Raw genomic sequence first — 23,952 nt, 5'->3', positions numbered from 1 at the left:
TAATGGTTGCATTAAGTGGAAATTTATTATTTATCGCCTTTTTGCTCTATTTAGTAGGCACGGCTTTTTTTGCCGGTTCGATTAAGGACAAGAAAGCAAGAGAAAAAGATCATGGACCAAATAAGTGGGCAAAAATAGGTGTTACGATAGCGATTGCCGGATTTATATGTCAAGTAGGTTATTTTATTACAAGATGGATAGCAGCTGGACATGCACCAGTAAGTAATTTATTTGAGTTTACAACATTCTTTGGCATGTGTTTAGTTGGGGCGTTTATTGTCATTTATTTTGTTTATAAGCTTCCTGCCCTTGGGTTATTTACATTACCAGTGGCACTTCTCCTTATTGGTTATGCTGCCATGTTCCCAAGGGACATTACACCATTGGTCCCATCTCTTCAAAGTAATTGGCTTCATATCCATGTAACAACAGCAGCGTTAGGACAAGCGATTTTAGCGATTAGCTTTGTTGCTGGCTTAATCTATTTAATCAAAGCAGTGGATCATACGAAAAAAACAAAAGAGGCAATCTGGTTAGAAGTTGTTCTCTTTGGAGTTGTCTGTACACTAGGTTTTATTATCATTTCTTCCGTATTTGGGGCAACAGGCTATAAGTCAGAGTTTCATTGGGTTGATAATAATAATGTAGAAGAAACGTTAGAATATCACTTACCTGCTCTCGTTGGGCCTCATGAAGGTGAACATTTAACGCCGGATAAATTTAGCCCATTGGTGGAGACTCCTGGTATCATTAATGCCAAAAAGTTAAATACTGTTTTATGGTCATTGTTTACAGGAGCAATTCTCTATTTGCTATTTAGGTTATTTGTTAGAAAACGAATGACGCTAGCCTTGCAACCACTAACGAAGAGAGTAAATTTAGATTTAGTCGATGAAGTAGGTTACCGATCTGTCCTAATTGGTTTTCCGGTGTTTACATTAGGAGCGTTAATTTTTGCCATGATATGGGCACAGATCGCTTGGTCGCGATTTTGGGGCTGGGATCCTAAAGAAGTGTGGGCATTAATTACTTGGTTATTCTATGCAGCATACCTCCACCTCAGATTATCAAAAGGTTGGCATGGTAAAAAATCTGCTTGGCTCGGTGTAATTGGGTTTATTATTATCATGTTTAACTTAATTGTTGTCAACTTAGTTATTGCCGGGTTGCATTCCTATGCAGGATCGTGAAAATTTTGCTAAAATAGAATTGAGCATTAAGGTAGTGCTAGATTTTATGCCTTCACTTCACATGTAGTGGAGTGAAGGCTTTTTTCTATGAAAATAATCTTCATTCTAAAGGAGTGCTATAAATGGATAATGAAGTAAAAGTTTTAGTTGTTGATGATGAAGAGAGAATTCGCCGATTATTAAAAATGTATTTAGAGAGAGAAGACTATGTTATTGAAGAAGCAGAAGATGGTGACGAGGCACTAGATAAAGCCCTAACAAATGAATATGATGTCATTCTTTTAGATCTAATGATGCCAGGTAAAGATGGGATAGAAGTTTGTAAAGAAATAAGAGAAAAGAAAACAACACCAATCATTATGCTTACGGCAAAAGGTGAGGAAGTAAATCGCGTCCAAGGATTTGAAGTAGGTACAGATGATTATATCGTCAAGCCCTTTAGTCCTAGAGAAGTGGTTTTAAGAGTGAAGGCATTGCTAAGAAGGTCGTCTAAATCTTCTTACGTCCCACCAGAAACAACTGCTAAAGATATCATTGTCTTTCCTTATTTAACAATAGACAATGATGCTCACCGTGTATTAGCAGATGGTAAAGAAGTCAGCTTGACTCCTAAAGAATATGAGCTGCTTTACTTTTTGGCTAAAGCACCAGATAAAGTATTTGATCGTGAACAGTTACTAAAAGAAGTATGGCATTATGAATTCTTTGGTGACTTGCGTACAGTAGACACACATGTAAAAAGGTTGCGAGAAAAATTAAACAAAGTATCAGAGCAAGCCGCTAGAATGATTGTTACTGTTTGGGGAGTGGGTTATAAGTTTGAGGTTGTAAATGAATGAGGTTATGGCATAGTGTTGTAGGGAAACTATGGGCAACTTTTCTTATACTGGTCTCCTTTGTCTTATTTATTTTAACGGTTATGTTGCTGCAATTCTTTGAGAATTATCATATTGATCAAACAGAAAAGGGATTGAAGGCAACTGCCAATAAAATAGCAATGATCTTGGAAAAACATGATCGTGAAATAGGACTGGAAATTGCTTGGGAGCTAGTGGATGAAGTGACAAAAGTAATTATTATTGCTGATGATCAAGTGTACTATTCTCCCAATGAAAGTCAAACATTCGAGTTGCCACTATCCTATTTACATGGTGACCCAGATTTAAAAGCTGTTTTTACAAAAAATGAATCAGTTACTAAGGTGTCTTCTTATTTAACAAATGGTGGAGAAGGAAATATAGATAATCCTGATATACTGATTAGCGGGGTCCCACTTCCGCCTTCAAATGAAAGTGATGGTGCAGTATTTATATATCAATCTTTGGAGGTTATGCAAGAAACAACAGAGTCAACAACTAAGTTTACTTTATTAGCCGCTGGGGTAGCGATTATTTTAACAACTATTTTTGCCTTCTTCTTGTCAACGAGGATTACTGCACCACTTAGAAAAATGAAAGAAGCCGTCACAGCAGCATCACGAGGGAATTTTGATACAAAAGTACCTTATCTTTCTAAAGATGAAATAGGTGATTTAGCGATTACCTTTAATCGGATGGGCCGGCAGTTGAAATATAATATTGATGCTTTAAGTCAAGAGAAAGAACAATTATCTAGTATTTTAAGCAGTATGGCAGATGGTGTATTCACCTTTAGTAAAGATGGTGAAATTGTGATAACAAATCCACCCGCAGACCGTTTTCTGCGTAATTGGTCCTATGAACGTGAAGATGGTCTCACTAATAGTGTACCTGCTTATGTAATGGAGTTGTTCCAAACAGCTGTAAATACAGAAAGTGAAAGTATAGGTGAAGTAAATATTCAAGGGCGAACGTGGGTAATGATTATTAGTCCTTTATATAATGAAACCTATATTCGGGGTGCTGTTGCAGTTATCCGTGATATGACAGAGGAACGACAACTTGATAAATTACGCAAAGATTTTATCGCCAACGTCTCTCATGAATTACGGACACCAATTGCTTTAATGCAAGGGTATAGTGAAGCAATTGTCGATGACATCGCTGGTACTGAGGATGAAAAGAAAGAAATGGCTAAAGTTATTTATGATGAATCGTTAAGAATGAGTAGACTTGTGAATGAACTACTAGATATCGCAAGGATGGAAGCTGGCCATATTCAGCTTATTCGTGAAGCTGTAGAAGTAAAATCATTTATTCTAAAAGTTACTAGAAAGTTTCAAAGACTGGCGGCTGAAAAGAAAATTATATTAGCTGAGTCATTGGAAGATAAAGGGGTTTGGGCAAGCTTTGATCCTGATCGGATGGAGCAAGTCTTGACCAATCTGATAGATAATGCTATTAGACATACTCCTGAAGGTGGACAAGTCACTGTCGTTCAACGTAGTAACGAAAAAGGGCTAATGATAGAGGTTGTTGATTCTGGATCTGGAATTCCAGAAGAAGATTTGCCATTTGTATTTGAAAGGTTTTATAAAGCAGATAAAGCACGAACAAGAGGAAGATCTGGAACAGGGCTTGGCCTCGCAATTGCCAAAAATATTGTCGATACCCATAAAGGTCAAATCACTGTTCAGAGTAAAATTGGACATGGTACGACATTTTCCATCTTTCTTCCGAAAAGTCATGAATAGTCAGCGCTATTCTTGACGAATTCTCTTGATTCATAAGGAACATTCCAATCATAAAAATGAAATATAGTAACTGCGATTCAAAAAAACCGGACATGAACTCCTAATTAAGAGTGCGTGTTCGGTTTTTTTATTCCTGTTTACGTATGAATGTCAATACCACATGGGATTAATATAAGGCCTTCTTTTGAATTTTATCTCTAACAAGTATAAAAGAGCTGGATATGTGATGATTCAGACAATCGATGTGCATTTGGCAAACCATTCATGTCAGAAAACAGAAGCGAAATAAGCAAAAAGAGATTTCCTAAAGAAACCCTTCCATTTTAATTTCATTAATACTATAGTTAGAGTGTAACTTTTTTAATTCTAATAACGACTATTATTTATGAACGGGGAGGGGAAGTTATTGGACTCCGTTTTCGATGAATTATATACAAAATACCATCAGGATGTATTTCAATTCTTATTCTATATGGTGAGAGATCGAGAGCTGGCAGAAGATCTTATGCAAGAAGTATATATAAGAGTTTTGAAGTCATATGATAAATTCGAAGGCAAGAGTAGTGAAAAAACATGGCTATTCTCAATTGCAAGGAATGTGGCCATTGATTCATTTAGAAAACAAAAAGGCTGGAAACAAAAAATAATTGAAAAATTTGATTGGTCAAAGCAACAGATTAAAGATGAACACCCTATGCCAGAGGAAGTAGTTATGCAGAGTCAGGAAATCCAAATGATATATCGGTGCATGGAGAAGTGTTCAGTGGACCAACGAACGGTTATTATAATGAGATATATTCAAGAACTATCCATTGCTGAGACGGCAGCAACTCTAGGCTGGACGGAAAGTAAAGTGAAAACTACGCAACACAGAGCATTAAAGGCTCTGAAGAAAAACATGTCTGACATGTGGGAAAAGGAGGGGTTAAATAGTGAAAAAACAAGATTGGAAAGATGATCACATCGAAGAACTATTGAAACAACTTCCTAAAATTACTAACCACATAAGTAAGCAAGATATGTATCAACAAATGATGATATTTAAAGAGCAGAAGAAAAGAAAAAGGTGGTTAACCCCATCTGTAGCTTCTGCAGTTGCTGTTTTATTGTTATGTATTCTCGTTCCGACCATGATCAATTTTCAAGATTCAGCCGGAAGTAATATAGATGATAGCGAGCAAGAGAATCAATTGGCATCGAATGCGACTCAACAAAAGGAAGTAAACGATGAGATAACAAATGACGAGAGTAATCATACGCAAGAAAATACGGAAGTCATAGTAAAGGATGAAGAAGTAACTCCGCAAGAAGATATAGATCAGACGGATGAAATTTATGCTCAAAATGACCAGTCAGAAGAGGCCAATGCCAATGATAATAATGAGCAACCAGTGACACAGCAAATTGAACCAACTGCAGTCTATGCGGAAGATATTAAAGATCAAGAGGAAGTTTTAACTTATTCTATACCGGATCATAATGTTCAAAATTTTATTCCCATTAGTGTGATGGTAAATAAAGAAGCAGATCTTTCTAAAATGGAATTATTCATTAATCATATGTCAGATTTAAAAGAAGCTGAATGGGGGTTAGGGGAGCTAAACCCATTTAATGCGGACTTTCATTATGATACTTCAAATCAAGTGCTTGCAGTTGATTTTCCTGCTGCAACAAATATTTCATCAAGCAGTCAATCAGAAGCAATAAAAGAAATATTAACGGATATGATGGCTGATTTTAATATAGAGAAAATCGATTTATTAACAGATGGTGAACAAGGGCTAGAGATGGGAAATGAAGGCTTTACAGAAGAAATAGATCAAGTTGATACGTCTAATAAATCTGCTTACTATTTTTACTATCCTAACGAAGAATGGACAACGCCTTTCCTTGTTCCGTTTAGAGAAAAAATAAACTCAGTGACAGATGCTTTTGCAGCAATGAAAAAAGGGATTGAAACTTATAACCTGAAAGCTTCTATACCTAATGACATAGACTTTGAAACGGAAGTCGTTTCCGATGAACAATTATTAATTACTTTTGAAGATGATGCCGATATAAAGAATGATGAGGAAACTTTATATACGATTGAAGCGATTCTATTAACAGCCAAGGAATTTGAATATAATGAGGTTAAGTTGGAAAATACCGAAATTGATCAAATTGGTCGGTTTGATTTAGAAAAAGAAATTCAAGTGCCGGTAGCACCTAATAAAAGGGATTTACCATAAGAAAGAATAAAGAGTTGGTAATTATGACTGTAAAAGTCTAATATTACCAACTTTTTTTCGTTTTTGACAAAGGTAATATTGAAAAAAGTAAAACACTCATAACTATAATTTTAAAATAAGGTGCTACATTAAAAAAAGAAAAATTTATTTTTATATACATATTTTTAAAAAACTCGTACATAGTAATGGATGTGTTTTTTGGCAGGATTTGTCGTAATCATAGAGTAATTAATTTGTCTATATAATATAACCGCTATAGGAGGCAAAGTTTTGAAGTATAAAGTAAGCCGTTTATTCATGTTCGGAAGTATATGTTTTCTTTTTTTAATATTCAGTAGTGAAAAAAATGCTTTAGCAGACTCTTGGCCAGAAAAAACAAAAAATTGGGTATGGCCAGTAGAAGGGGTCATCACAGATACATATGGAACTAGAGGAGGACATCATAAAGGGATTGATATTGCTGCAGAGATAGGTACACCTATTCACTCAGTGGATAGTGGAGTAGTTACAAGATCATATTACTCTGATACATATGGTAATGTTGTGTTTATACAGCATCATAACGATACAGAAACCATTTATGCTCATTTGAAAAAGCGTTTAGTATTTGAAGGTGAAGTGATTTCAGCAGGCGATACAATAGGAGAGATGGGGAATACCGGTGATTCCTCAGGGGTTCATTTGCATTTTGAAGTTCACGCAAACGAATGGACCTTTTCTAAGGAGAATGCGCTTGATCCTTTTTTAGTATTTAATCACGATGAGGATACGATACTTGTTTCAGGAAAAATGAACGGACCTCATATGGATACGTATGAAGTGAAAACAGGAGATACGTTATGGTCGATTAGTGAAAGGTATAATGTGACGGTAGCAGAATTGGTAAATAAGAATGGATTGCGGACAGAAAACATATATCCTAATCAAATATTACAGGTTCCCTAAATTGAAAGGAATACATACAAGGTACGTACATGTAATATGAAAATAAATGAAAAGGTTGTATTTTTTTAAAAAATCGCATCTTTTTTCAATCAAAATAATTTGACGCCATTTAAGTATTGATTATTCTAAAAAAATAGTTAAATCTCATTGTCCATGCCTCTTTTAAGGCGTATAATTGTTACATACAATTGAGGAGGCAGGCAAAATGTTAACGGATTATCATAATCATTTAGAGAACGGTACACTTACATTAGACTATTTAGAACAATTTACAAACGCGGCTAATAATAAAAATATTGGTTCATTTGGTATTTCTGAACATGCTTATCACTTTTACCAAACGGCAGATATTCTGCAAAATAAATGGGTAAATGAAAGACGATATTATGATATGAAGGATTATGTATCATTATTTCACCAAGCATGGAATAAAGAAATAGATGTAAAAATGTCCATTGAAATGGATTATACACCTGGAAAGCATAAGGAAATGGAGAAATTCATTCAATCATATGATTTTGATTATGTGATTGGCTCTGTCCATTGGGTAGGTGACTTTGGCATAGATTTAGCTGAGTACAAAAAGGAATGGGAACGACGCGATCTTTATGATGTATATCGTAAATATTATGATCAGATAGTTACTTTGGCTCAATCTAATCTATTTGATATTGTCGGCCATATTGACTTAGTGAAGATTTTTAAGTATGTTCCTCAGGATGAAGAGTTTCTATTAGAACAATATGAAAGAGCAACTGATGCTTTAGCACAATCAAAAACATGCGTGGAAATTAGTAGTGCTGGTTTAAGAAAACCTGTGGGTGAGCTATATCCAGATCCAAGATTATTACGAAAATGTTTTGAGAAGAATATACCAATCGTTCTATCGTCTGATGCTCATTTTCCCGAGCATGTTGGTGCAGACTTTGATCAATCGCTTGCATTAGCAAAAGAAATTGGATATTCATCCATCATGACTTTTTCAAAAGGTGAACGTAAAGAATACCCTTTAGGCTAGGAATAATGATGAATAGTGCTCAATTTAAAAAAGTCATTCATAAAATGAACAGGTTCTAATTGGAATCTGTTTGTGTTGTGAATGACTTTTACTTTTATCCTAAATATAAAAAAGAGTGGTCGACTGAGGGCCACTCTCTACAAAAAGGAATTATAAAATAATAGGATTAATAGAAACAATCTCATCTAAGTTGTTCAATAAGGAAAGCTCTTTGTCACTTAGTGGTTTGTCAAAAGCTAGCACCATAATCGCTTCTCCACCTGCTTGTTTACGACCTACTTGCATTGTGGCAATATTAATATGGTGATCGCCAAGGACTTGACCTACGTGGCCAATAACACCAGGTCTGTCCATATGTTGAATATAAAGAAGGTTACCTTCTGGTAAGAAGTCAATATTAAACCCGTTTAAATAGACAATTCTTGGCCCATAATGATCAATAAAGGTTCCTCTAACTGTAAATGCATTTTCTTCTCCTTTTGCTGTGACCGAAATGCAGTTGTCATAGCCAAATGCATCGGTGGAAATCTTTTCTCCAACAGTGATACCACGCTCTTTTGTAGTGAGTAATGCATTAACCTCATTCACGTTAACGTCAATTCTACCTTTGAAGAAACCGGACAGCATTGCTTTTGTTAAGTATGCAGTTTCTAAATCTGTCACTGAACCAGAGTAAGTAATAGAGAGTTCATGTACCCCTTCTTTAACACATTGAGTTAAAATATTTCCGATTTGTTTAGAGATTTGGTAAAAAGGTTGTATTTTTTCATAAATGTCTTTGGAGATAGCTGGTAAGTTAATTGAATTAGATACTGGATTTCCTTCAAAGTAAGTCCGAACTTCTTGAGCAACTTGTGTTGCTACATTTAATTGTGCTTCTTTTGTTGACGCACCTAAATGTGGCGTTACAATGACATTTTCATATTTCAAAAGTGGGTGTTCACCAGGTGGTTCAGTTTCAAATACGTCTAATGCAACTCCTCCAACATGTCCATTAGCCACATATTTAGCTAAATCTTGCTCATCAATGATACCACCACGGGCACAGTTAAGTAAGCGAACGCCTTTTTTTGTTTTTTTCAATGCCTCTTCATTGATAATCCCTCTTGTTTCAGGTGTAAGTGGAGTATGAACCGTAATAATATCAGATCTTTGCAGTATTTCATCTAATGTACTAGATTCTACACCGAGTTTTGCTGCACGTTCTTTCGTTAAAAAGGGATCGAATACTAACACACTCATACCAAATACTTTTGCTCGCTTGGCGATTTCACTCCCGATTCTTCCCATACCAACAATACCAAGACTTTTACCGAATAGTTCAGTACCTACATACTGATTTCTTTTCCATTCCAAATTCTTAACTGAGCTATGTGCTTGAGGAATATTTCTCATAAGGGAGGCCATCATAGCAAAAGTATGCTCTGCCGTAGAAATTGTGTTTCCGTCTGGTGCATTTATGACGATAATGCCTCTTTTAGTTGCTGCTGGAACATCAATATTATCGACACCCACACCTGCTCTTGCAATAATTTTTAACTTTGGCATCTCCGCCATTAATTCATCCGTTACTTTCGTGGCACTCCGTACTAACAAAGCCTCAATAGTTGATAAATCAACCTCGGGATCGTCGGTTTTCTTTTGAATAATTTCAGCATTTGTGTCGTTAAGTAAAGGGTATAAGCCTTCTTCACTAATGGCATCAGCCACTAATATTTGATACATGTATGAACCCTCCTAAGTTGGTTACTTAATTATCTGATTATTTTACAAGACGAATATTATTCTGTCAATTGGATTTATTGTTTGTGTTTAAAATGGAAACGCTTTAATGTAGTAAAATAAAACGATCTTCGTGGAAAGAAAATTTTATCTCCTGAAGACAAATGTGCATAATGAAAGGAATGTTTTTAATTCGAGATATTTACTATTTTAGGCTTCACAAATGAATTATTTTTCAGTATAATGAAGTTGTCAAATAAATATGGTCTATCTTCGGGGCAGGGTGAAATTCCCGACCGGCGGTGATAAGTATTTATACTTTAAGCCCGCGAGCCTAAAAGTGGAGTGCAATTAGCACGAAGCGTTTGTATTGGGCAGGATTTGGTGAGAATCCAAAGCCGACAGTAAAGTCTGGATGGGAGAAGATGGAGGTTCTGCTAACGTTCAAAGTATACACTACAAGAACGTTTATTAAGAATGTCTTTGTTCAATTCTCCCTCAAGTTTACTTGAGGGTTTTGTTATGCAAAGACGCTTATTTGCTGAACCTTTCTTCTATAGGAGAGATAGCCTAAAAGGAGAGAGGAAAATTGAAGAAGTTAAATGTCAAAGCTTTTGTTGCAATCGGTATGTTGAGTAGTATCGCGTATATTCTTATGTTGTTAAACTTTCCATTACCACCGTTTCCGAACTTTTTGATGATTGACTTTAGTGATATCCCTGCTTTAGTGGCTGCGTTAATATTTGGTCCGATTGCGGGAATACTGGTCGAATTGTTTAAAAATGTGTTGGATTATTTTATGACGGGAAGTGCTACTGGTGTACCTGTTGGTCATATTGCTAACTTTGTAGCAGGTTTATTATTTATTTTGCCAACCTATTATGTTTATACAAAGATGAAATCCAAAAAAGGTATGACAATAGGATTAATCATTGGCACAAGTGTAATGGCTGTATCCATGAGTTTGCTTAATTATTTCGTCTTTTTACCTGCCTATACAATGTTTTTAAATATGCCCGCTATGTCAGGAACAGAAATGCGTTCAACTGCAGTCATGTTTATTCTACCTTTTAACTTTATTAAAGGAATTTTAATGGCATCGGTATTTATGCTTGTATTTGCTAAGATGAGTAATTGGATTAATAAACAAAGATCGCTAAATACGATTGCTTAATTTATAAAGGAGGCATCTAACTTTGAAAAGTTAGATGCCTTTTAATATATAATTTTATGCCGCTTAAGTAGAATTGTCACTCTTATCCATCATATTACATCATTCGTAAAAGCACCAATGAACTCATATGCAATCCTCGATAACTACTATTTTAATTCCAACTGGATAATTGATGAAGGGAACGATTTTTATTCGAATGAGTATACGAGTATGTGATTCCCTGTAGCTCATAGAAAAAACGAGCAAATCCCTAAAATAGGATTTACTCGTTTTCTTTTTTTACAATTAGATTTCTTTTTGTTCTATTCGTATTTTAACGGATCACCATCAAAGGCATCGTCTGCGACTTTTATTGAGTCAGTTGGACAGCCTTCAAATGCATCCATCATATCTTCTATAAGAACATCGGGAATTTCAACAATTCCTTCATTATCATCTAGTGTTACAAATGCGATGCCCTCATCATCGTAATCATAAATGTCTGGAGCTGCCGCACCACATGCGCCACAAGCAATACATGTTTCTTTGTCAACAATTGTATACTTCGCCATGGAATAACCTCCTATTTAAAATCTTTTTCATGTTAAAGCACGAAAATATCTGCCGAAACACTTACCACATGTTCTATTGTAAATCTGTCTTGTAAACATTTCAATAAAAATCTACCATCTAGAATAGTCTATGGTGGGACTTTTCATCTTGTTCATGATGAAAAATTGACTGATATTATCACGTATATAACGGTTTCATGATACAATAAAATTCAACAAAAAAAATTAAAATAATGTCGAAAAAGTCTGCAAATTCACCACGGAAATGCTATTCTAAAAACTAATTAGTCAATGAATAAAGGGGAGAGAAATGTGAGCGTTATTCAGAAATTGGTCTTATTTTGTCTAAAATCAATTGAGAATCAGAGAACTGCATATGCCATTTTACATTTGCTTAATGGCAAAAAGTCATCTCAAACAATACAAGATGCTCATTTATTTCACTTGAAGCAATACTTTCATGTGTTACCCCATTTGGCAAGAGAGGAATTTAATCAAATATTAGATCATCTTTTAGAGGAGAAATATGTCACTTGTCTTGGTGAGGGGTCTTATCGAATGACGGAAAAAGGGGATATGTATCTCCAAGAGTTTGCTGAACCAATCATACCTAGCTATCTCAATGGCTGGTCATATAACCGGATGGACAAACTTTTTTGGGAGCGCCTTTCTCTTATGGTTCAAGTAATTTCTAACCTAGTCGCATATAACGGAAGGTATCTCCCTATTCAAAATAATAAACCTGATCTTGATTGGTTAAAGAACTTTATTCAAAGGAATAGAATCAATCGCCATGAGTTGGCAACACAACTGTTTAAGGAGTTACAACAAATTTTAACGAATAAAAAAATTGACCCTCTTATTCTCATTCTAAGGTTAACAGGAAGTAATCGAATTGGCTTAACACAGCAGCAGGCAGCCGAACAGTTGCAAATGTCAATGTTAACCTATCAGTTACATTTTACAAATGTGATTCACATGATATTAACTGAAGTAAAAGAAAATAACACCTCTTATCCGTTACTCGAGCAAATATTAGAGACAAAAGAGACAAATGAGTGGTTACAGCTAACACAATCAACAAGAAAAACAGCTATCTATTTAAATCAAGGATACGATATTGAGGATATTATTAAAATAAGAAAATTAAAACAAGGAACAATTGAAGATCATATTGTGGAATTGGCCATTGTTGATTCGTCTTTTAATATAGATGTATATGTTCCACCAGAAGTACAAAGAAACATTATAAAAACTTCAACGAACGGAATAAAGCAGCTAAAATATATCCGTCAATCAGTTCCTGAAGCAAGCTATTTTCAGATACGGCTTGTACTAGCTAAACATAAAAGTGCGGTGAGCGTATAATGAAACAATTACTGAGAGAAAAATTTGGTTATACGTCTTTTAGAGATGGACAAGAAGAAACAATAAAAGCGGTAGTGGCCGGTAAGCATACGTTAGCCATGCTCCCAACTGGTTCTGGGAAGTCTTTATGTTATCAACTTCCAACATTTATGCTCCCAGGCACAACTTTAATTATTTCTCCACTTCTTTCCTTAATGCAGGATCAGGTAGACCAATTACTATTGATTGGGGAAAAACGGGCTATCGCATTTAATTCTTTTTTAAATTACCAAAAAAAAATGTATGCACTTAAAAATTTGCACCAGTATAAGTTTATTTTTACTTCACCTGAAATGCTGCAATCAAAATTATTCATGGAGAGATTGAGTGAGCTTCATATTACATTACTTGTTGTCGATGAAGCTCATTGTATTTCTCAATGGGGACATGATTTCAGACCGGACTATTTAGCTATTGGCTCTGTAATGAAGGAGTTAGGACATCCGCCTATATTGGCGTTAACGGCTACGGCAACTGATAAGGTGAAACAGGATATTAAACAATCTTTAAACATGCAAAACAGTATTGATATTCTTTATTCAGTTGACCGACCAAATATCTCTTTACATGTTGAGAAAGTTGAAAGCTATCAAGAGAAAATCGATGTGTTAATTAAGAGGGTAAGAGCTTTACATGGTCCAGGTATTATTTATTTTTCTAGTAAAAAAACGGCAGAAGTTTGTGCACAATCATTAAAAGAGAATGGGATAAAAAGAGTGAGCATCTATCATGGCGGATTGAATCATGAAGAAAGAATACTTATTCAGCAACAATACATTCATAACCAACTCGATGTGATATGTGCAACAAGTGCATTTGGCATGGGGATTAATAAAGAAAATATTCGTTATGTTATTCATTTTCATATGCCAATGAATATGGAATCATATTTACAGGAAATTGGTAGAGCTGGGAGAGATGGCAAGCCTAGTCTTGCTTTACTGTTATATGCACCTTTTGATGAACAGCTGCCGATGCAGTTGGTAGAATCAGAACTAATTAATGATAGTCAAATGGAGAATTTAAAACGTTTTTTTTTAACAGATTCCCTAAGGTGGTGGGAGTTAGAAAAATACGAAGAGGATTTAACAGTAATTGCTAATCTTAGTGAAACATCTATGCGAATATTAAAGGATTTTCATCGTAATGCTATCCTTGATCATAAGGAGGCAAGTTCCTTAGATGAACTAAAGGTGATTATGAATAAACAATTCCAGCTTAAATTAGGAGCCATTCAAACTGTTTATCAATATATTCATAGTTCCACATGTAGGCGAGAAAAAATCTTACACTATTTTGGTGAAGAGCCGACATTAAATATAGGAGAATGCTGCGATCATTGTAATGGTAGCAACTACCCTGATCTGCAAACTGAAGAGCTAGGGATAATGCCTTTATATGAAAATTGGGAAGAGATCCTACAAGACATTTTATTAAGTGAGACATCCAAAAATGAAGAGTAAATATGAAGAAACCATTCGTTTGTTATCTGATAAAGAATTAAGATTTCATTTATATTTAACACAAGTGTTATTACTTTTCATTGCATTGGTTATTGGCCTATTTCTCTTTCATTCATGGGATTCTTTTTTTGCGCTATTTCAATGGGATGGACCATCTATTGCGATTGGTATATTATCAGGATTAGTCATTGTCATGCTTGATATAATAGGGATGCGGGTCCTACCTCCCTCCTATTATAATGATGGTGGGGTAAATATAAGGATATTCAGCTCACTATCACCAGCCCATATCGTAGTAATTACGTTAATTATTGCCTTTAGTGAGGAAGTGTTATTTAGAGGTGTGCTGCAAACTCACTTTGGGTTGATAGTGACTAGTTTAATCTTTGCTCTTGTCCATTATCGTTATTTATTTCAATGGTTCTTATTTTTAAATGTCGTTTTATTGAGTTTCTTCATTGGTTGGATATATGAATTAACTGGTAATTTGTTAGCGACAATTATTATGCACTTTATTATTGATTGTTTATTGGGGTTATATATATATAAAAGTCAAAGAGCAGGAAGGGAAGATAGATGAATAGAGAGGCATCATATCGGGAGAAGGCAAAGAGAGATCGCCAAAGATTACAAAAAGTAAATGTTAGTGAAGAGTTGTCAATGGCGGAGATCAGCAGTACTAAAGAAAAACAAACAGTGGATAAAAAGTTGGACTACCCACTCATTCGTTTACTTGCAGCATTTTTTATTATGGTACCAATAGTGGCTTTGTCTGTTTATTATCTTGTTCCTATGCTAGCTGATCAGTCTTCAACTTCAGCAGAAAAAGAAGATTTTGAAACTGTTGGTATATCAAATAGCAGTAATAATGGGTCATCACAAAATGTTGCAGCCGCCCCTGATGATAAGGAAGAAGATAAGGAAGAACAAGAAAAGGAGAAAGCAGCTGAAGAGGCAAAATTAAAAGAACAAGAAGAAGCTGAACGAAAAAAACAAGAGGAAGCAGAGAAGAAAGCAAAAGAAGAAGCAGCCAAAAAAGAAAAGGAAGAGGCTGAAAAGAAAGCACGAGAAGAAGCTGTACAAAAAGAGAAGGAATTAGCAGAACAAAAGGCGAAAGAAGAGGAAGCAAAAAAACAAGCAACAAAAGTTGTTCAGCATACGGTTCAATCACAAGAAACAATGTATAGAATCGCTATGAATTATTATAAGTCACCTGATGGGATTGCAAAAATTAAGGCTGCTAATAATTTGCCATCTGAGGAAATTTACGTTGGCCAAGTATTAAGGATTCCCCTCGACTAGTCATGAATCCACTCCTCCAATCATATAATGTGGGCAAGCATAGCTATGACTGGGGGGATTTTATGGAAACAGCAATTAATCAACTAGATGAAAGAACAGACCAAGCAACGAGACAAATGCTTCAAAAAGTAGTTGAAAGAAAAGCGAAATATGATCACTTGAAAGAGTGGCATTTGGTTATTATGTGGCTAGTTGTATTTCTATCATTTGCTTATGTGATTTTTGTGTATTATCAATTTTATTTACCTTATTCCTATTCATTTGCTTCTGTTTTTTCTGTTTATATTAATCATCCATTCAATTTATACAGTATGGTAACGTTGATTGGCTTTTATGGATATATGGTCCTGTTACAACAGAAGCGTGATAAAGCGGAAAAAGAATATCATGCACTTAGATGCGAGATCATCGATAAGAGTAAGGACTTGTGGAAAAAAGAGGATGAGTGGAAAAATAGACATCATGTCTTTAATATGATGAAAAAAAATTATGATATTAATCTGTTTCATGAGAACAAATAATCATAGTTCAAAGCCATAGGGAGTAAAGACATTTAAACCTATCTCATACGAATGAAGAAGCAGAGAAATGAAGAGGAACTGCTGACTAAAACCTACCCCAGTTTGCGATTGCATGACATGAATCATTTGAAAATCTAAGAACTTACAGAACAACTAACGGTGATTCAAGTCATCATAGCGACAATCGGGCAAGTTCACATGAAATATAAGGTTTGTAGAAGCGAAATAAATGATATTTAGGTTGTTCGTTTATAGAGCATCCTTTTTTTATTGACTAACTTAAATTTTAGTACATATAGATGAGGTGGAGTCATGTATATTATTTTAGCAGGTGCATTACTGTTTATTTCCGTTGGGGTCGTCGTTTATATGTATAAGGAAGCACATAAAGATACAATTGAAGTGAGAAAGGTTGCCATACAAGGTTTCCCAGAGAGTCTTGCAGGATTGAACATTTTTTTTATTTCTGATATCCATCGTAGAGAGCTATCAGGAAAGTTGATTCAAGCTGTTAAAGATAGAAAGGTGGATATCGTTTGCATAGGCGGTGATTTAACAGAAAAGGGAGTACCTTTGGCAAGGACGAAACGGAATATAGAAAACCTTGTTTCTATTGCTCCGACTTATTTTGTATGGGGGAATAATGATTATGAAGTGGATTTTCATGAGCTAGATGCATTGCTATTAGATCTCGGAGTGAAAATTCTTGATAATTCAGCAGTCAGTTTTGAAGGCTCAGATGGTAAACGTATCGTGTTACTTGGAACAGATGATTTTAGTAGGGAAAGAGACCAGATTGATCTTGCAATTGAGGATGCTGGGAATGGCTGTCGTATTCTCATGAGCCATGACCCTGGTATTGTTGACTATTTATTACCAGAATATCAAATTTCGTTTATGATGTCAGGACATACCCATGGTGGGCAAATCCGTATCTTAAACTGGGGACCTTATGAAAAAGGTGGGATGAAATATAAGAACGGTATACCTTATTTTGTAAGTAATGGTTATGGGACAACAGCCTTGCCTTTAAGGCTAGGCGCACCTGCACAAACACATATTCTTTCTTTATATCCAAGTTTAGAAGGAAATGTTAAGGACGACTCACCAACTAAAGTATATACCATACACTAATCACAAGAGTCGGTTCTGGGCAGGGGGCAGAAGAAATGCAATTGGAGCGTTTGAATGATAATAAAATTAAAATTTTGCTTACTTTAGATGATTTGTTTGAGAGAGGCTTGTCAAAGGAAGATATTTGGAAGGACTCTTTAAAATGGCATCAGCTTTTTCAAGATATGCTTGAGGAAGCAAGTGAAGAATTTGACCTTGATATATATGGCACAATCAGTATCGAGATTTTTTCAATGCAAATACAAGGAATGGTTATGATTGTAACGATACAAGAAGAAGTAGAAGAAGAATGGCTTAAGGATGGAATCATTGATTTTCAAGTAGATGTAGACAAACAAGATTATATTTTATATGAATTTCATGATTTTGAGAATATTATTTCATTAAGTCACCGGAAAATATGGAAAGAAGAAGTGGTAAATTCATTATATGTGTATAACGGACTTTATTATGTATTGATTGAAGGCAATAGAAAACAAGCGGAAGAAAAACTGATTTCAATTTTAGCTGAATATGGTACCGTTTCTTTTGTTAGTTTATATATTATTAAAGAATACGGAAAAGAATTAATTAGAGACCATGCATTAGAAAAGATCGAACACTATTTTAAATAATGGTACATTCAAGCAAATAGGATTTAAGTGATCCTATTTGTTTGAATATTCAGGTGCCTTGATGTTTATCGTATTAGTTCTTTGGGAATAGGATGTAATATGGAGCTTATCGATGAGATTAATTCAATTTAACTCGATAAATACATATGAGTATTTTATGAATGAAATCAGCTAATAAAGGCAAAATAAAATAGATGTAAATATTTTTGAAAATAAGGAAAATACGTAATATTATAGCTTTGGTAGCGTTTACATAAAAATAAGAAAAAATTGCTTTTTCTCCTTGCATAAATAGAGTAAAGGTGTATACTATGTCTTGAAAGCGGACAACTAAAGAATGTGAATTTTTCTAGGAGGTTTCAAATAGTGGCCGATAAAGGTACTGATCATACGAATCAAGAAGATAAAATGGATGTTTTGAAGTCAACTCAAATCGTAATCCACAAAGCGTTGGAGAAACTTGGATATCCAGAAGAGGTTTTTGAACTGTTGAAAGAACCAATGCGTTTATTAACAGTGAAAATTCCTGTTAGGATGGATGATGGGACGGTGAAAATTTTTACTGGTTACCGTGCTCAGCATAATGATTCAGTCGGTCCTACAAAAGGGGGAATTCGTTTTCACCCTAATGTAACAGAAAAAGAAGTGAAGGCACTATCTATATGGATGAGCTTAAAATGCGGTATAGTCGATCTACCATATGGCGGAGGTAAAGGCGGTATCGTTTGTGATCCAAGAGATATGTCTTTCCGTGAGCTTGAAAGATTAAGTAGAGGGTATGTTAGAGCGATTAGCCAAATTGTTGGTCCTACAAAAGATATTCCAGCTCCAGATGTATTTACAAATTCACAAATTATGGCCTGGATGATGGATGAATATAGCAGAATGGATGAATTTAATTCCCCGGGATTTATTACTGGTAAACCACTTGTACTTGGTGGTTCTCATGGTAGGGAATCAGCAACAGCTAAAGGGGTTACGATCTGTATTCATGAAGCAGTCAAGAAAAAGGGTATTAATTTAAAGGGTGCTCGCGTGGTTGTACAAGGTTTTGGTAATGCAGGTAGCTTCTTAGCAAAGTTTATGCATGATGAAGGCGCAAAAGTTGTGGGTATTTCTGATGCATACGGTGCCCTTCATGACCCTAATGGTTTAGATATTGATTATTTACTTGATCGCCGTGATAGTTTTGGAACTGTAACAAAGTTATTTAATGAGACGATTTCGAATAAAGAGCTACTCGAGCTCGAATGTGACGTATTGGTTCCTGCAGCAATTGAAAACCAAATTACTGAGGAAAACGCACATAATATTAAAGCAAGTATTGTAGTAGAGGCAGCGAATGGCCCAACAACATTAGAAGCGACACAAATATTAACAGAAAGAGATATTCTTCTTGTGCCTGATGTGCTTGCATCATCCGGTGGTGTAACAGTTTCTTATTTTGAATGGGTGCAGAATAACCAAGGCTACTACTGGTCTGAAGAAGAAGTAGAAGAAAAATTAGAAAAAATTCTAGTGAAATCATTCAATAATATTTATGAAACCGCTCAAACACGTAGAGTAGATATGCGCTTAGCTGCGTATATGGTTGGTGTACGTAAAATGGCTGAAGCATCAAGATTTAGAGGTTGGATTTAATTTTCGCAATTTCTTACATTTGAAAGAAGGTAAAAAATCTCCTATTATATACATTAGGAGATTTTTTTCAATTCTACATATATAAAATATCATACGGGTCAGTCCAAGAGGTGGATCATCATGAATAAAAAAGATGCGATTGTGGTTGGTGGTGGACCATGTGGATTAGCCGCAGCCATTTGTTTAAAAGAGTTAGGGAAAGATGTTTTAGTCATTGAGAAGGGAAACATTGTTAATGCCATTTATCGTTACCCGACTCATCAAACTTTCTTTAGTTCCAGTCAAAAATTAGAAATTGGTAATATACCGTTTGTAACGGTTGAACATAAACCCAATAGAAATCAAGCACTTACCTATTATAGAGAAGTGGTTAAACGGAAAGCAATCAATGTCAATGCATATGAAAAGGTTGAAAGCATCATAAAGAAAAAAGATAATGACTTCTCTGTGCAAACAGATAAAGCGGAATATCAATCCTCTTATGTTATTGTTGCAACTGGGTATTATGATCAACCAAATTATATGGGGGTCCCTGGTGAAGATTTAGATAAAGTCTTTCATTACTTTAAAGAAGCCCATCCGTTTTTTAATAAAGATGTTGTTGTTATTGGTGGGAAAAACTCCAGTGTTGATGCGGCCATTGAATTAGAAAAGGCTGGGGCAAATGTGACGGTTCTCTATCGGGGCGATGAATATTCAAAAAGCGTTAAGCCGTGGATTTTACCGCAGTTTGATTCACTTGTTCGCCATGAGAATATTCAAATGGAATTTAATGCGAATGTCCAGGAAATAAGAGCAACTTCTGTTGTCTATGAGAAAGAAGGGAAAATTAAGGAAATCGCGAATGATTTTGTCTTTGCCATGACTGGTTATCATCCAGATCATCCATTTTTACAATCAATAGGCATTAAAAAAGACGAAGAGACCGGAAAACCTGAACATCATCCTGAAACAATGGAGACCAATGTAGAAGGTATATATATTGCTGGCGTGATTGCTGCGGGTAATAATGCCAATGAAATATTTATCGAGAATGGTAGGCATCATGGAGAAATGATTGCCAAAGCGATTAAAGAGAAAGAACAATAATCAAACAAGTTCAGACGAGAATATGAGCTTAAGTAAACCCGAACTTTATGCAAAACACTCTTTAATGGTGCTTTGCTTTGTTCGGGTTTTCAAATGATGTTGCATCACTTTGTCAATATTTTTTGCCTTTTGTCTAGGATGATTTTTCCATATGTTGAAATTTTGTGGCGTACTATCATTATGATCTTCATAAACTGCCAAAGGAGTGAGCGATCAACTCAGTAGACTTCCCATCTAATAGATGGAATAAAGAAAGTCAGTAAATCAAACATTTATAGTTGAAACATTTCTTCAAGTTTTTCGAAGGGCATCCTGCTTTCCAAAGCGATTAATAGTTTAATACGAGCTTTTTGCCCATTTAATCCATTAGAAAAAATGAGGCCAAGCTCTTTTAATTCTTTGCCCCCTCCAGGATAACCATAAACATCTTGGGCAATGCCATTAAAGCATCTTGATACGATAATAATGGGAATCTTTCTAGCAAGTAAATCTTTTATACCAGGAAGCATGGCTGGAGGAAGGTTTCCTTGTCCAAGCGCTTCAATCACCAATCCATCGCATGTAGTTTGTGCAATTGCTCCTAATAGGGTAGAGTCCATGCCGGCATGAGCTTTAATAAGCATCACTTGTTTATCTGCTTGTTCGATTTCGAAATGTGCATGTTGAACAGGGAGGTGATGAAAAAGTACACCCCTTTTTGTGACTATACCTATGGGTCCATATTGAGGACTTTGAAAGGTCGAGACGTTGCTAGTATGTGTCTTTGTCACATTTTCAGCTGTGTGAATTTCATCATTCAGCACTACTAAAACGCCCTTTCCATCCGCTTCATCGCAAATGGCAACACGAATAGAAGAAATCAGATTATATAACCCATCTGAGCCAATTTCATTACTAGAGCGCATAGCCCCAGTCACAACGATCGGCAAAGAACCCTTTACTGTTAAGTCAAGAAAATAGGCAGTTTCTTCCAATGTATCAGTACCATGTGTAATGACAACACCAGATACCTTATCCTTGTAAGAATGAATTAAGTTTCGTAATATAAGCATTTCCTTTTGCGTAATATGGGGAGAGGGTAATTGAAATGGTTCTTCGACAATCAAGTGCGCAAGCTCATTTAACTCTTTTGTTTGTCTTGTTAATGGGTTTTCTTCATTTGTTAATACTGCACCTGTTTCAACATCCTCACTCATTGAAATGGTCCCACCTGTATGAATTAGGAGTATTTTCTTTTTATCCAACTTGGTACCTCCATTTAATATGTAATTATTTTGGTAAATTTATTTTCAATCTTACCTATACATGATACGATTAAAGAAAAGCTTTGAAAAGAGGAACAGCCCATGCTGGGATTAATATCTGCTGCCATTGCTCCTGGCTTGGCATTATTAAGTTACTTTTATTTAAAAGATCAATATGAGACTGAGCCCTTTTCGATGGTTTTTAGAACCTTTTTATTTGGGGCACTTCTTGTGTTTCCCATAATGTTTATCCAATATGTATTTGAAGTAGAACAAGTGTTTACTTCTCATTTTGTTTCTGCTTTTCTTTCTTCTAGTATGCTTGAGGAATTTTTTAAGTGGTTTATCCTCCTTATTATTATTTACCCCCATGTGCACTTTGATGAACCGTATGACGGCATTGTTTATGGCGCAGCAGTATCACTTGGGTTTGCTACATTGGAGAATATCTTTTATTTATTGACACTCGGAATAGAGCATGCGCTAGGTCGTGCATTATTCCCGGTTTCTAGTCATGCACTTTTTGGTGTAATTATGGGCTATTATTTAGGAAAAGGAAAGTTTTCGAAAAAATCTAGAGGGAAATGGCTATGCTTATCTCTAGCAACTCCTTTCCTTTTGCATGGAACATATGATTATATTTTGTTAACATTAGAAAATTGGCTGCTGTTTATTGTTCCATTTATGATCTTTCTTTGGTGGATGGGGCTAAAGAAAGCCAAACAAGCGAGAATACTAAGTGCTAAATATAATCAATCATTAGAAGATACAAGAACAAATTATGGTTAACATAGGTTAAAAGAGGCTATAAGTAATGAGTTTCAGTTCAGATAAAGTAAGAAGGCGGATTTGAGTAAACTCAAATCCGCCTTCTTTTCTTTTTGTCAAATCACCAAGCTTCCTCCGGCTAACGGATGCCTTCTAAAGGAAAAATAAGTAATCAGAACATCTAACATAGAAGTTGAATTTTTTATAAAAATCGTTAAATTTCAAGCGTACGAGCCTCTATTTGATGGCCACCCTGTAAATGCTATATTTATCCAAATGATTTTCTCATTGAATTTGTATAAAAAGCCAATTGGAACCAAAAAATAGATGTATTGTTAGCTTCCTCGCTGATTAGTAAACGTGAAAAAGAGAGATCGAGGAATAACTGTTACAGCCATCATTTTTTACCTGCAAAACGCCATATTAGGTTACCTGATTGTTTAACAGATGAAAAGATGTATTTTTGGAGGTTAGTACGATGAAACAACTATTGATGTTTACTAAAGTGATGCTAATACTACTGCTTATAGCGACCACTATTCCAATGGCTGAATTGGATAAGTCGGCAAATGCTTTTTCGAATCAAGTGATTAGACAAGGAGCGATAGGCGATGATGTCATTGAGCTACAAGCAAGATTGCAATATTTAGGATTCTATAATGGTAAAATCGATGGGGTCTTCGGTTGGGGCACATATTGGGCATTACGCAATTTTCAATATGAATTTGGCTTGGATATAGATGGGCTTGCTGGTTCTGGTACGAAGGAAAAGTTGGTGAGTGCGTCAAATTATGATGAGCAATATGTGAAGAATCAAATTAATCAAGGGAATTCATTTACACATTATGGCGGAACGGATTTAAGTCAACAAGCACCTGCTAATAATAGTGGATCAAATCAAAATGATGGTAATGCATCAAGTGGTAATTCCGGTGGTACAACTTCGGCAAATGTTCCTAGTGGATTCTCGGAAAACGACATACAAATGATGGCAAATGCGGTGTACGGTGAGGCGCGTGGCGAACCTTATATAGGGCAAGTAGCGGTAGCGGCAGTAATATTGAACCGAGTAGAAAGTGCGTCTTTTCCAGATACGGTTTATGGTGTGATCTTTGAACCAAGAGCATTTACGGCTGTTGCAGATGGGCAAATTTGGCTAACACCTAATGAAACAGCGAGGGAAGCAGTGATAGATGCAATTAATGGCTGGGATCCGAGTGGAGATGCCCTTTATTACTTTAATCCAGATACTGCAACAAGTCCTTGGATTTGGACAAGACCACAAATTAAAAAAATTGGACAACATATTTTCTGTAAATAAGGAGTG

At 35.4% G+C, this 23,952-nt stretch carries 22 protein-coding genes and 1 riboswitch; of the genes, 19 read left to right on the top strand and 3 right to left on the bottom strand.

The window, feature by feature from the left end:
* Positions 1 to 2: 2 nt before the first annotated feature.
* The 7 genes from ccsB (at position 3) to MKX78_RS15410 (ending at position 7,995) form a co-directional block, all read left to right on the top strand.
* A complete protein-coding gene (gene ccsB, locus MKX78_RS15440) occupies positions 3 to 1,190 on the top strand; it encodes a c-type cytochrome biogenesis protein CcsB (protein ID WP_095372716.1) in 1,188 nt (395 codons plus the stop codon).
* Positions 1,191 to 1,312: 122 nt separating this feature from the next.
* Positions 1,313 to 2,029, top strand: a complete 717-nt coding sequence (locus tag MKX78_RS15435) for a response regulator transcription factor (RefSeq protein ID WP_095372717.1) — start codon at positions 1,313 to 1,315, stop codon at positions 2,027 to 2,029.
* Positions 2,026 to 3,801: an ATP-binding protein gene (locus MKX78_RS15430; protein ID WP_307313015.1), complete on the top strand. Its 1,776-nt coding sequence runs from the start codon at positions 2,026 to 2,028 to the stop codon at positions 3,799 to 3,801. Before MKX78_RS15435 ends, MKX78_RS15430 begins: the two co-directional genes overlap by 4 nt.
* Positions 3,802 to 4,207: 406 nt before the next feature.
* A complete protein-coding gene (gene sigX, locus MKX78_RS15425; RefSeq protein ID WP_095372719.1) occupies positions 4,208 to 4,759 on the top strand; it encodes an RNA polymerase sigma factor SigX in 552 nt (183 codons plus the stop codon).
* Positions 4,734 to 6,032, top strand: coding sequence for a hypothetical protein (locus MKX78_RS15420; protein ID WP_341051551.1), 1,299 nt, complete (start codon positions 4,734 to 4,736; stop codon positions 6,030 to 6,032). Before sigX ends, MKX78_RS15420 begins: the two co-directional genes overlap by 26 nt.
* 297 nt (positions 6,033 to 6,329) lie before the next feature.
* Positions 6,330 to 6,977 (top strand): peptidoglycan DD-metalloendopeptidase family protein, encoded by a 648-nt coding sequence (locus MKX78_RS15415; protein WP_370873268.1) that lies wholly within the window; start codon positions 6,330 to 6,332, stop codon positions 6,975 to 6,977.
* Between the two features lie 205 nt (positions 6,978 to 7,182).
* Positions 7,183 to 7,995, top strand: coding sequence for a histidinol-phosphatase (locus MKX78_RS15410; protein ID WP_095372722.1), 813 nt, complete (start codon positions 7,183 to 7,185; stop codon positions 7,993 to 7,995).
* 150 nt (positions 7,996 to 8,145) lie between these two features.
* Here the strand turns inward: MKX78_RS15410 and serA are convergent, their stop codons facing one another.
* The gene (serA, locus tag MKX78_RS15405) at positions 8,146 to 9,720 is read right to left on the bottom strand and encodes a phosphoglycerate dehydrogenase (protein ID WP_341051549.1); all 1,575 of its coding nucleotides are present in this window, start codon (positions 9,718 to 9,720) and stop codon (positions 8,146 to 8,148) included.
* Between the two features lie 262 nt (positions 9,721 to 9,982).
* A riboswitch (FMN riboswitch) is annotated at positions 9,983 to 10,148 on the top strand.
* 158 nt (positions 10,149 to 10,306) lie between these two features.
* Between serA and MKX78_RS15400 the strand changes: the two genes are divergently transcribed.
* Positions 10,307 to 10,891, top strand: coding sequence for an ECF transporter S component (locus MKX78_RS15400; RefSeq protein ID WP_341051548.1), 585 nt, complete (start codon positions 10,307 to 10,309; stop codon positions 10,889 to 10,891).
* 302 nt (positions 10,892 to 11,193) lie between these two features.
* Here MKX78_RS15400 and MKX78_RS15395 read toward each other — a convergent pair whose 3' ends face one another.
* Positions 11,194 to 11,442 (bottom strand): ferredoxin, encoded by a 249-nt coding sequence (locus tag MKX78_RS15395; RefSeq protein ID WP_095372725.1) that lies wholly within the window; start codon positions 11,440 to 11,442, stop codon positions 11,194 to 11,196.
* A 312-nt stretch (positions 11,443 to 11,754) separates the two neighbouring features.
* On the opposite strand from MKX78_RS15395, the gene MKX78_RS15390 reads away from it, so the two are divergent.
* The 9 genes from MKX78_RS15390 to MKX78_RS15350 all read left to right on the top strand — a co-directional run bounded on the left by MKX78_RS15390 (position 11,755) and on the right by MKX78_RS15350 (position 20,613).
* The gene (locus MKX78_RS15390) at positions 11,755 to 12,810 is read left to right on the top strand and encodes a helix-turn-helix domain-containing protein (RefSeq protein WP_322909562.1); all 1,056 of its coding nucleotides are present in this window, start codon (positions 11,755 to 11,757) and stop codon (positions 12,808 to 12,810) included.
* Positions 12,810 to 14,312 carry a RecQ family ATP-dependent DNA helicase gene (locus MKX78_RS15385; RefSeq protein ID WP_322909561.1) on the top strand — a complete coding sequence of 501 codons (1,503 nt, stop codon included), beginning with the start codon at positions 12,810 to 12,812 and terminating at the stop codon, positions 14,310 to 14,312. The genes MKX78_RS15390 and MKX78_RS15385 overlap by 1 nt, the downstream gene beginning before the upstream one ends.
* Entirely contained in the window at positions 14,302 to 14,892 is a 591-nt protein-coding gene (locus MKX78_RS15380) for a CPBP family intramembrane glutamic endopeptidase (protein WP_095372727.1), read from the top strand. Before MKX78_RS15385 ends, MKX78_RS15380 begins: the two co-directional genes overlap by 11 nt.
* The gene (locus MKX78_RS15375; RefSeq protein ID WP_095372728.1) at positions 14,889 to 15,614 is read left to right on the top strand and encodes a LysM peptidoglycan-binding domain-containing protein; all 726 of its coding nucleotides are present in this window, start codon (positions 14,889 to 14,891) and stop codon (positions 15,612 to 15,614) included. Before MKX78_RS15380 ends, MKX78_RS15375 begins: the two co-directional genes overlap by 4 nt.
* Positions 15,615 to 15,676: 62 nt before the next feature.
* Positions 15,677 to 16,135 (top strand): YpbF family protein, encoded by a 459-nt coding sequence (locus tag MKX78_RS15370; RefSeq protein WP_095372729.1) that lies wholly within the window; start codon positions 15,677 to 15,679, stop codon positions 16,133 to 16,135.
* Positions 16,136 to 16,447: 312 nt separating this feature from the next.
* Positions 16,448 to 17,269 carry a metallophosphoesterase gene (locus tag MKX78_RS15365; protein WP_307313028.1) on the top strand — a complete coding sequence of 274 codons (822 nt, stop codon included), beginning with the start codon at positions 16,448 to 16,450 and terminating at the stop codon, positions 17,267 to 17,269.
* Positions 17,270 to 17,304: 35 nt separating this feature from the next.
* Positions 17,305 to 17,883, top strand: a complete 579-nt coding sequence (locus MKX78_RS15360) for an adaptor protein MecA (RefSeq protein ID WP_095372731.1) — start codon at positions 17,305 to 17,307, stop codon at positions 17,881 to 17,883.
* A gap of 363 nt (positions 17,884 to 18,246) precedes the next feature.
* Positions 18,247 to 19,524 (top strand): Glu/Leu/Phe/Val family dehydrogenase, encoded by a 1,278-nt coding sequence (locus tag MKX78_RS15355; RefSeq protein ID WP_095373653.1) that lies wholly within the window; start codon positions 18,247 to 18,249, stop codon positions 19,522 to 19,524.
* Between the two features lie 120 nt (positions 19,525 to 19,644).
* The gene (locus MKX78_RS15350; protein ID WP_307313029.1) at positions 19,645 to 20,613 is read left to right on the top strand and encodes a YpdA family putative bacillithiol disulfide reductase; all 969 of its coding nucleotides are present in this window, start codon (positions 19,645 to 19,647) and stop codon (positions 20,611 to 20,613) included.
* 272 nt (positions 20,614 to 20,885) lie between these two features.
* Here the strand turns inward: MKX78_RS15350 and MKX78_RS15345 are convergent, their stop codons facing one another.
* The gene (locus tag MKX78_RS15345) at positions 20,886 to 21,857 is read right to left on the bottom strand and encodes an asparaginase (RefSeq protein ID WP_095372733.1); all 972 of its coding nucleotides are present in this window, start codon (positions 21,855 to 21,857) and stop codon (positions 20,886 to 20,888) included.
* A gap of 102 nt (positions 21,858 to 21,959) precedes the next feature.
* Between MKX78_RS15345 and prsW the strand changes: the two genes are divergently transcribed.
* Positions 21,960 to 22,646 (top strand): glutamic-type intramembrane protease PrsW, encoded by a 687-nt coding sequence (gene prsW, locus MKX78_RS15340; protein WP_095372734.1) that lies wholly within the window; start codon positions 21,960 to 21,962, stop codon positions 22,644 to 22,646.
* A gap of 523 nt (positions 22,647 to 23,169) precedes the next feature.
* Positions 23,170 to 23,946, top strand: coding sequence for a spore cortex-lytic enzyme (gene sleB, locus MKX78_RS15335; RefSeq protein ID WP_370873269.1), 777 nt, complete (start codon positions 23,170 to 23,172; stop codon positions 23,944 to 23,946).
* The last annotated feature ends 6 nt before the right edge of the window (positions 23,947 to 23,952 follow it).

This window comes from Cytobacillus sp. FSL R5-0569, from assembly GCF_038007265.1.
Lineage (GTDB): Bacteria > Bacillota > Bacilli > Bacillales > Cytobacillaceae > Cytobacillus > Cytobacillus kochii.
This window is presented reverse-complemented; position numbering and strand designations above follow the sequence as displayed.

What these genes read in the sequence shown, in the direction of transcription:
- MKX78_RS15360 (WP_095372731.1), top strand. Translation starts at nt 17,305, where the DNA reads ATGCAATTGGAGCGTTTGAATGATAATAAAATTAAAATTTTGCTTACT.
- MKX78_RS15375 (WP_095372728.1), top strand. Translation starts at nt 14,889, where the DNA reads ATGAATAGAGAGGCATCATATCGGGAGAAGGCAAAGAGAGATCGCCAA.
- sleB (WP_370873269.1), top strand. Translation starts at nt 23,170, where the DNA reads ATGGCTGAATTGGATAAGTCGGCAAATGCTTTTTCGAATCAAGTGATT.
- MKX78_RS15395 (WP_095372725.1), bottom strand. Translation starts at nt 11,442, where the DNA reads ATGGCGAAGTATACAATTGTTGACAAAGAAACATGTATTGCTTGTGGC.
- MKX78_RS15350 (WP_307313029.1), top strand. Translation starts at nt 19,645, where the DNA reads ATGAATAAAAAAGATGCGATTGTGGTTGGTGGTGGACCATGTGGATTA.
- MKX78_RS15365 (WP_307313028.1), top strand. Translation starts at nt 16,448, where the DNA reads ATGTATATTATTTTAGCAGGTGCATTACTGTTTATTTCCGTTGGGGTC.
- MKX78_RS15380 (WP_095372727.1), top strand. Translation starts at nt 14,302, where the DNA reads ATGAAGAGTAAATATGAAGAAACCATTCGTTTGTTATCTGATAAAGAA.
- MKX78_RS15410 (WP_095372722.1), top strand. Translation starts at nt 7,183, where the DNA reads ATGTTAACGGATTATCATAATCATTTAGAGAACGGTACACTTACATTA.
- serA (WP_341051549.1), bottom strand. Translation starts at nt 9,720, where the DNA reads ATGTATCAAATATTAGTGGCTGATGCCATTAGTGAAGAAGGCTTATAC.
- MKX78_RS15370 (WP_095372729.1), top strand. Translation starts at nt 15,677, where the DNA reads ATGGAAACAGCAATTAATCAACTAGATGAAAGAACAGACCAAGCAACG.
- prsW (WP_095372734.1), top strand. Translation starts at nt 21,960, where the DNA reads ATGCTGGGATTAATATCTGCTGCCATTGCTCCTGGCTTGGCATTATTA.
- MKX78_RS15415 (WP_370873268.1), top strand. Translation starts at nt 6,330, where the DNA reads ATGTTCGGAAGTATATGTTTTCTTTTTTTAATATTCAGTAGTGAAAAA.
- MKX78_RS15385 (WP_322909561.1), top strand. Translation starts at nt 12,810, where the DNA reads ATGAAACAATTACTGAGAGAAAAATTTGGTTATACGTCTTTTAGAGAT.
- MKX78_RS15430 (WP_307313015.1), top strand. Translation starts at nt 2,026, where the DNA reads ATGAGGTTATGGCATAGTGTTGTAGGGAAACTATGGGCAACTTTTCTT.
- ccsB (WP_095372716.1), top strand. Translation starts at nt 3, where the DNA reads ATGGTTGCATTAAGTGGAAATTTATTATTTATCGCCTTTTTGCTCTAT.
- MKX78_RS15435 (WP_095372717.1), top strand. Translation starts at nt 1,313, where the DNA reads ATGGATAATGAAGTAAAAGTTTTAGTTGTTGATGATGAAGAGAGAATT.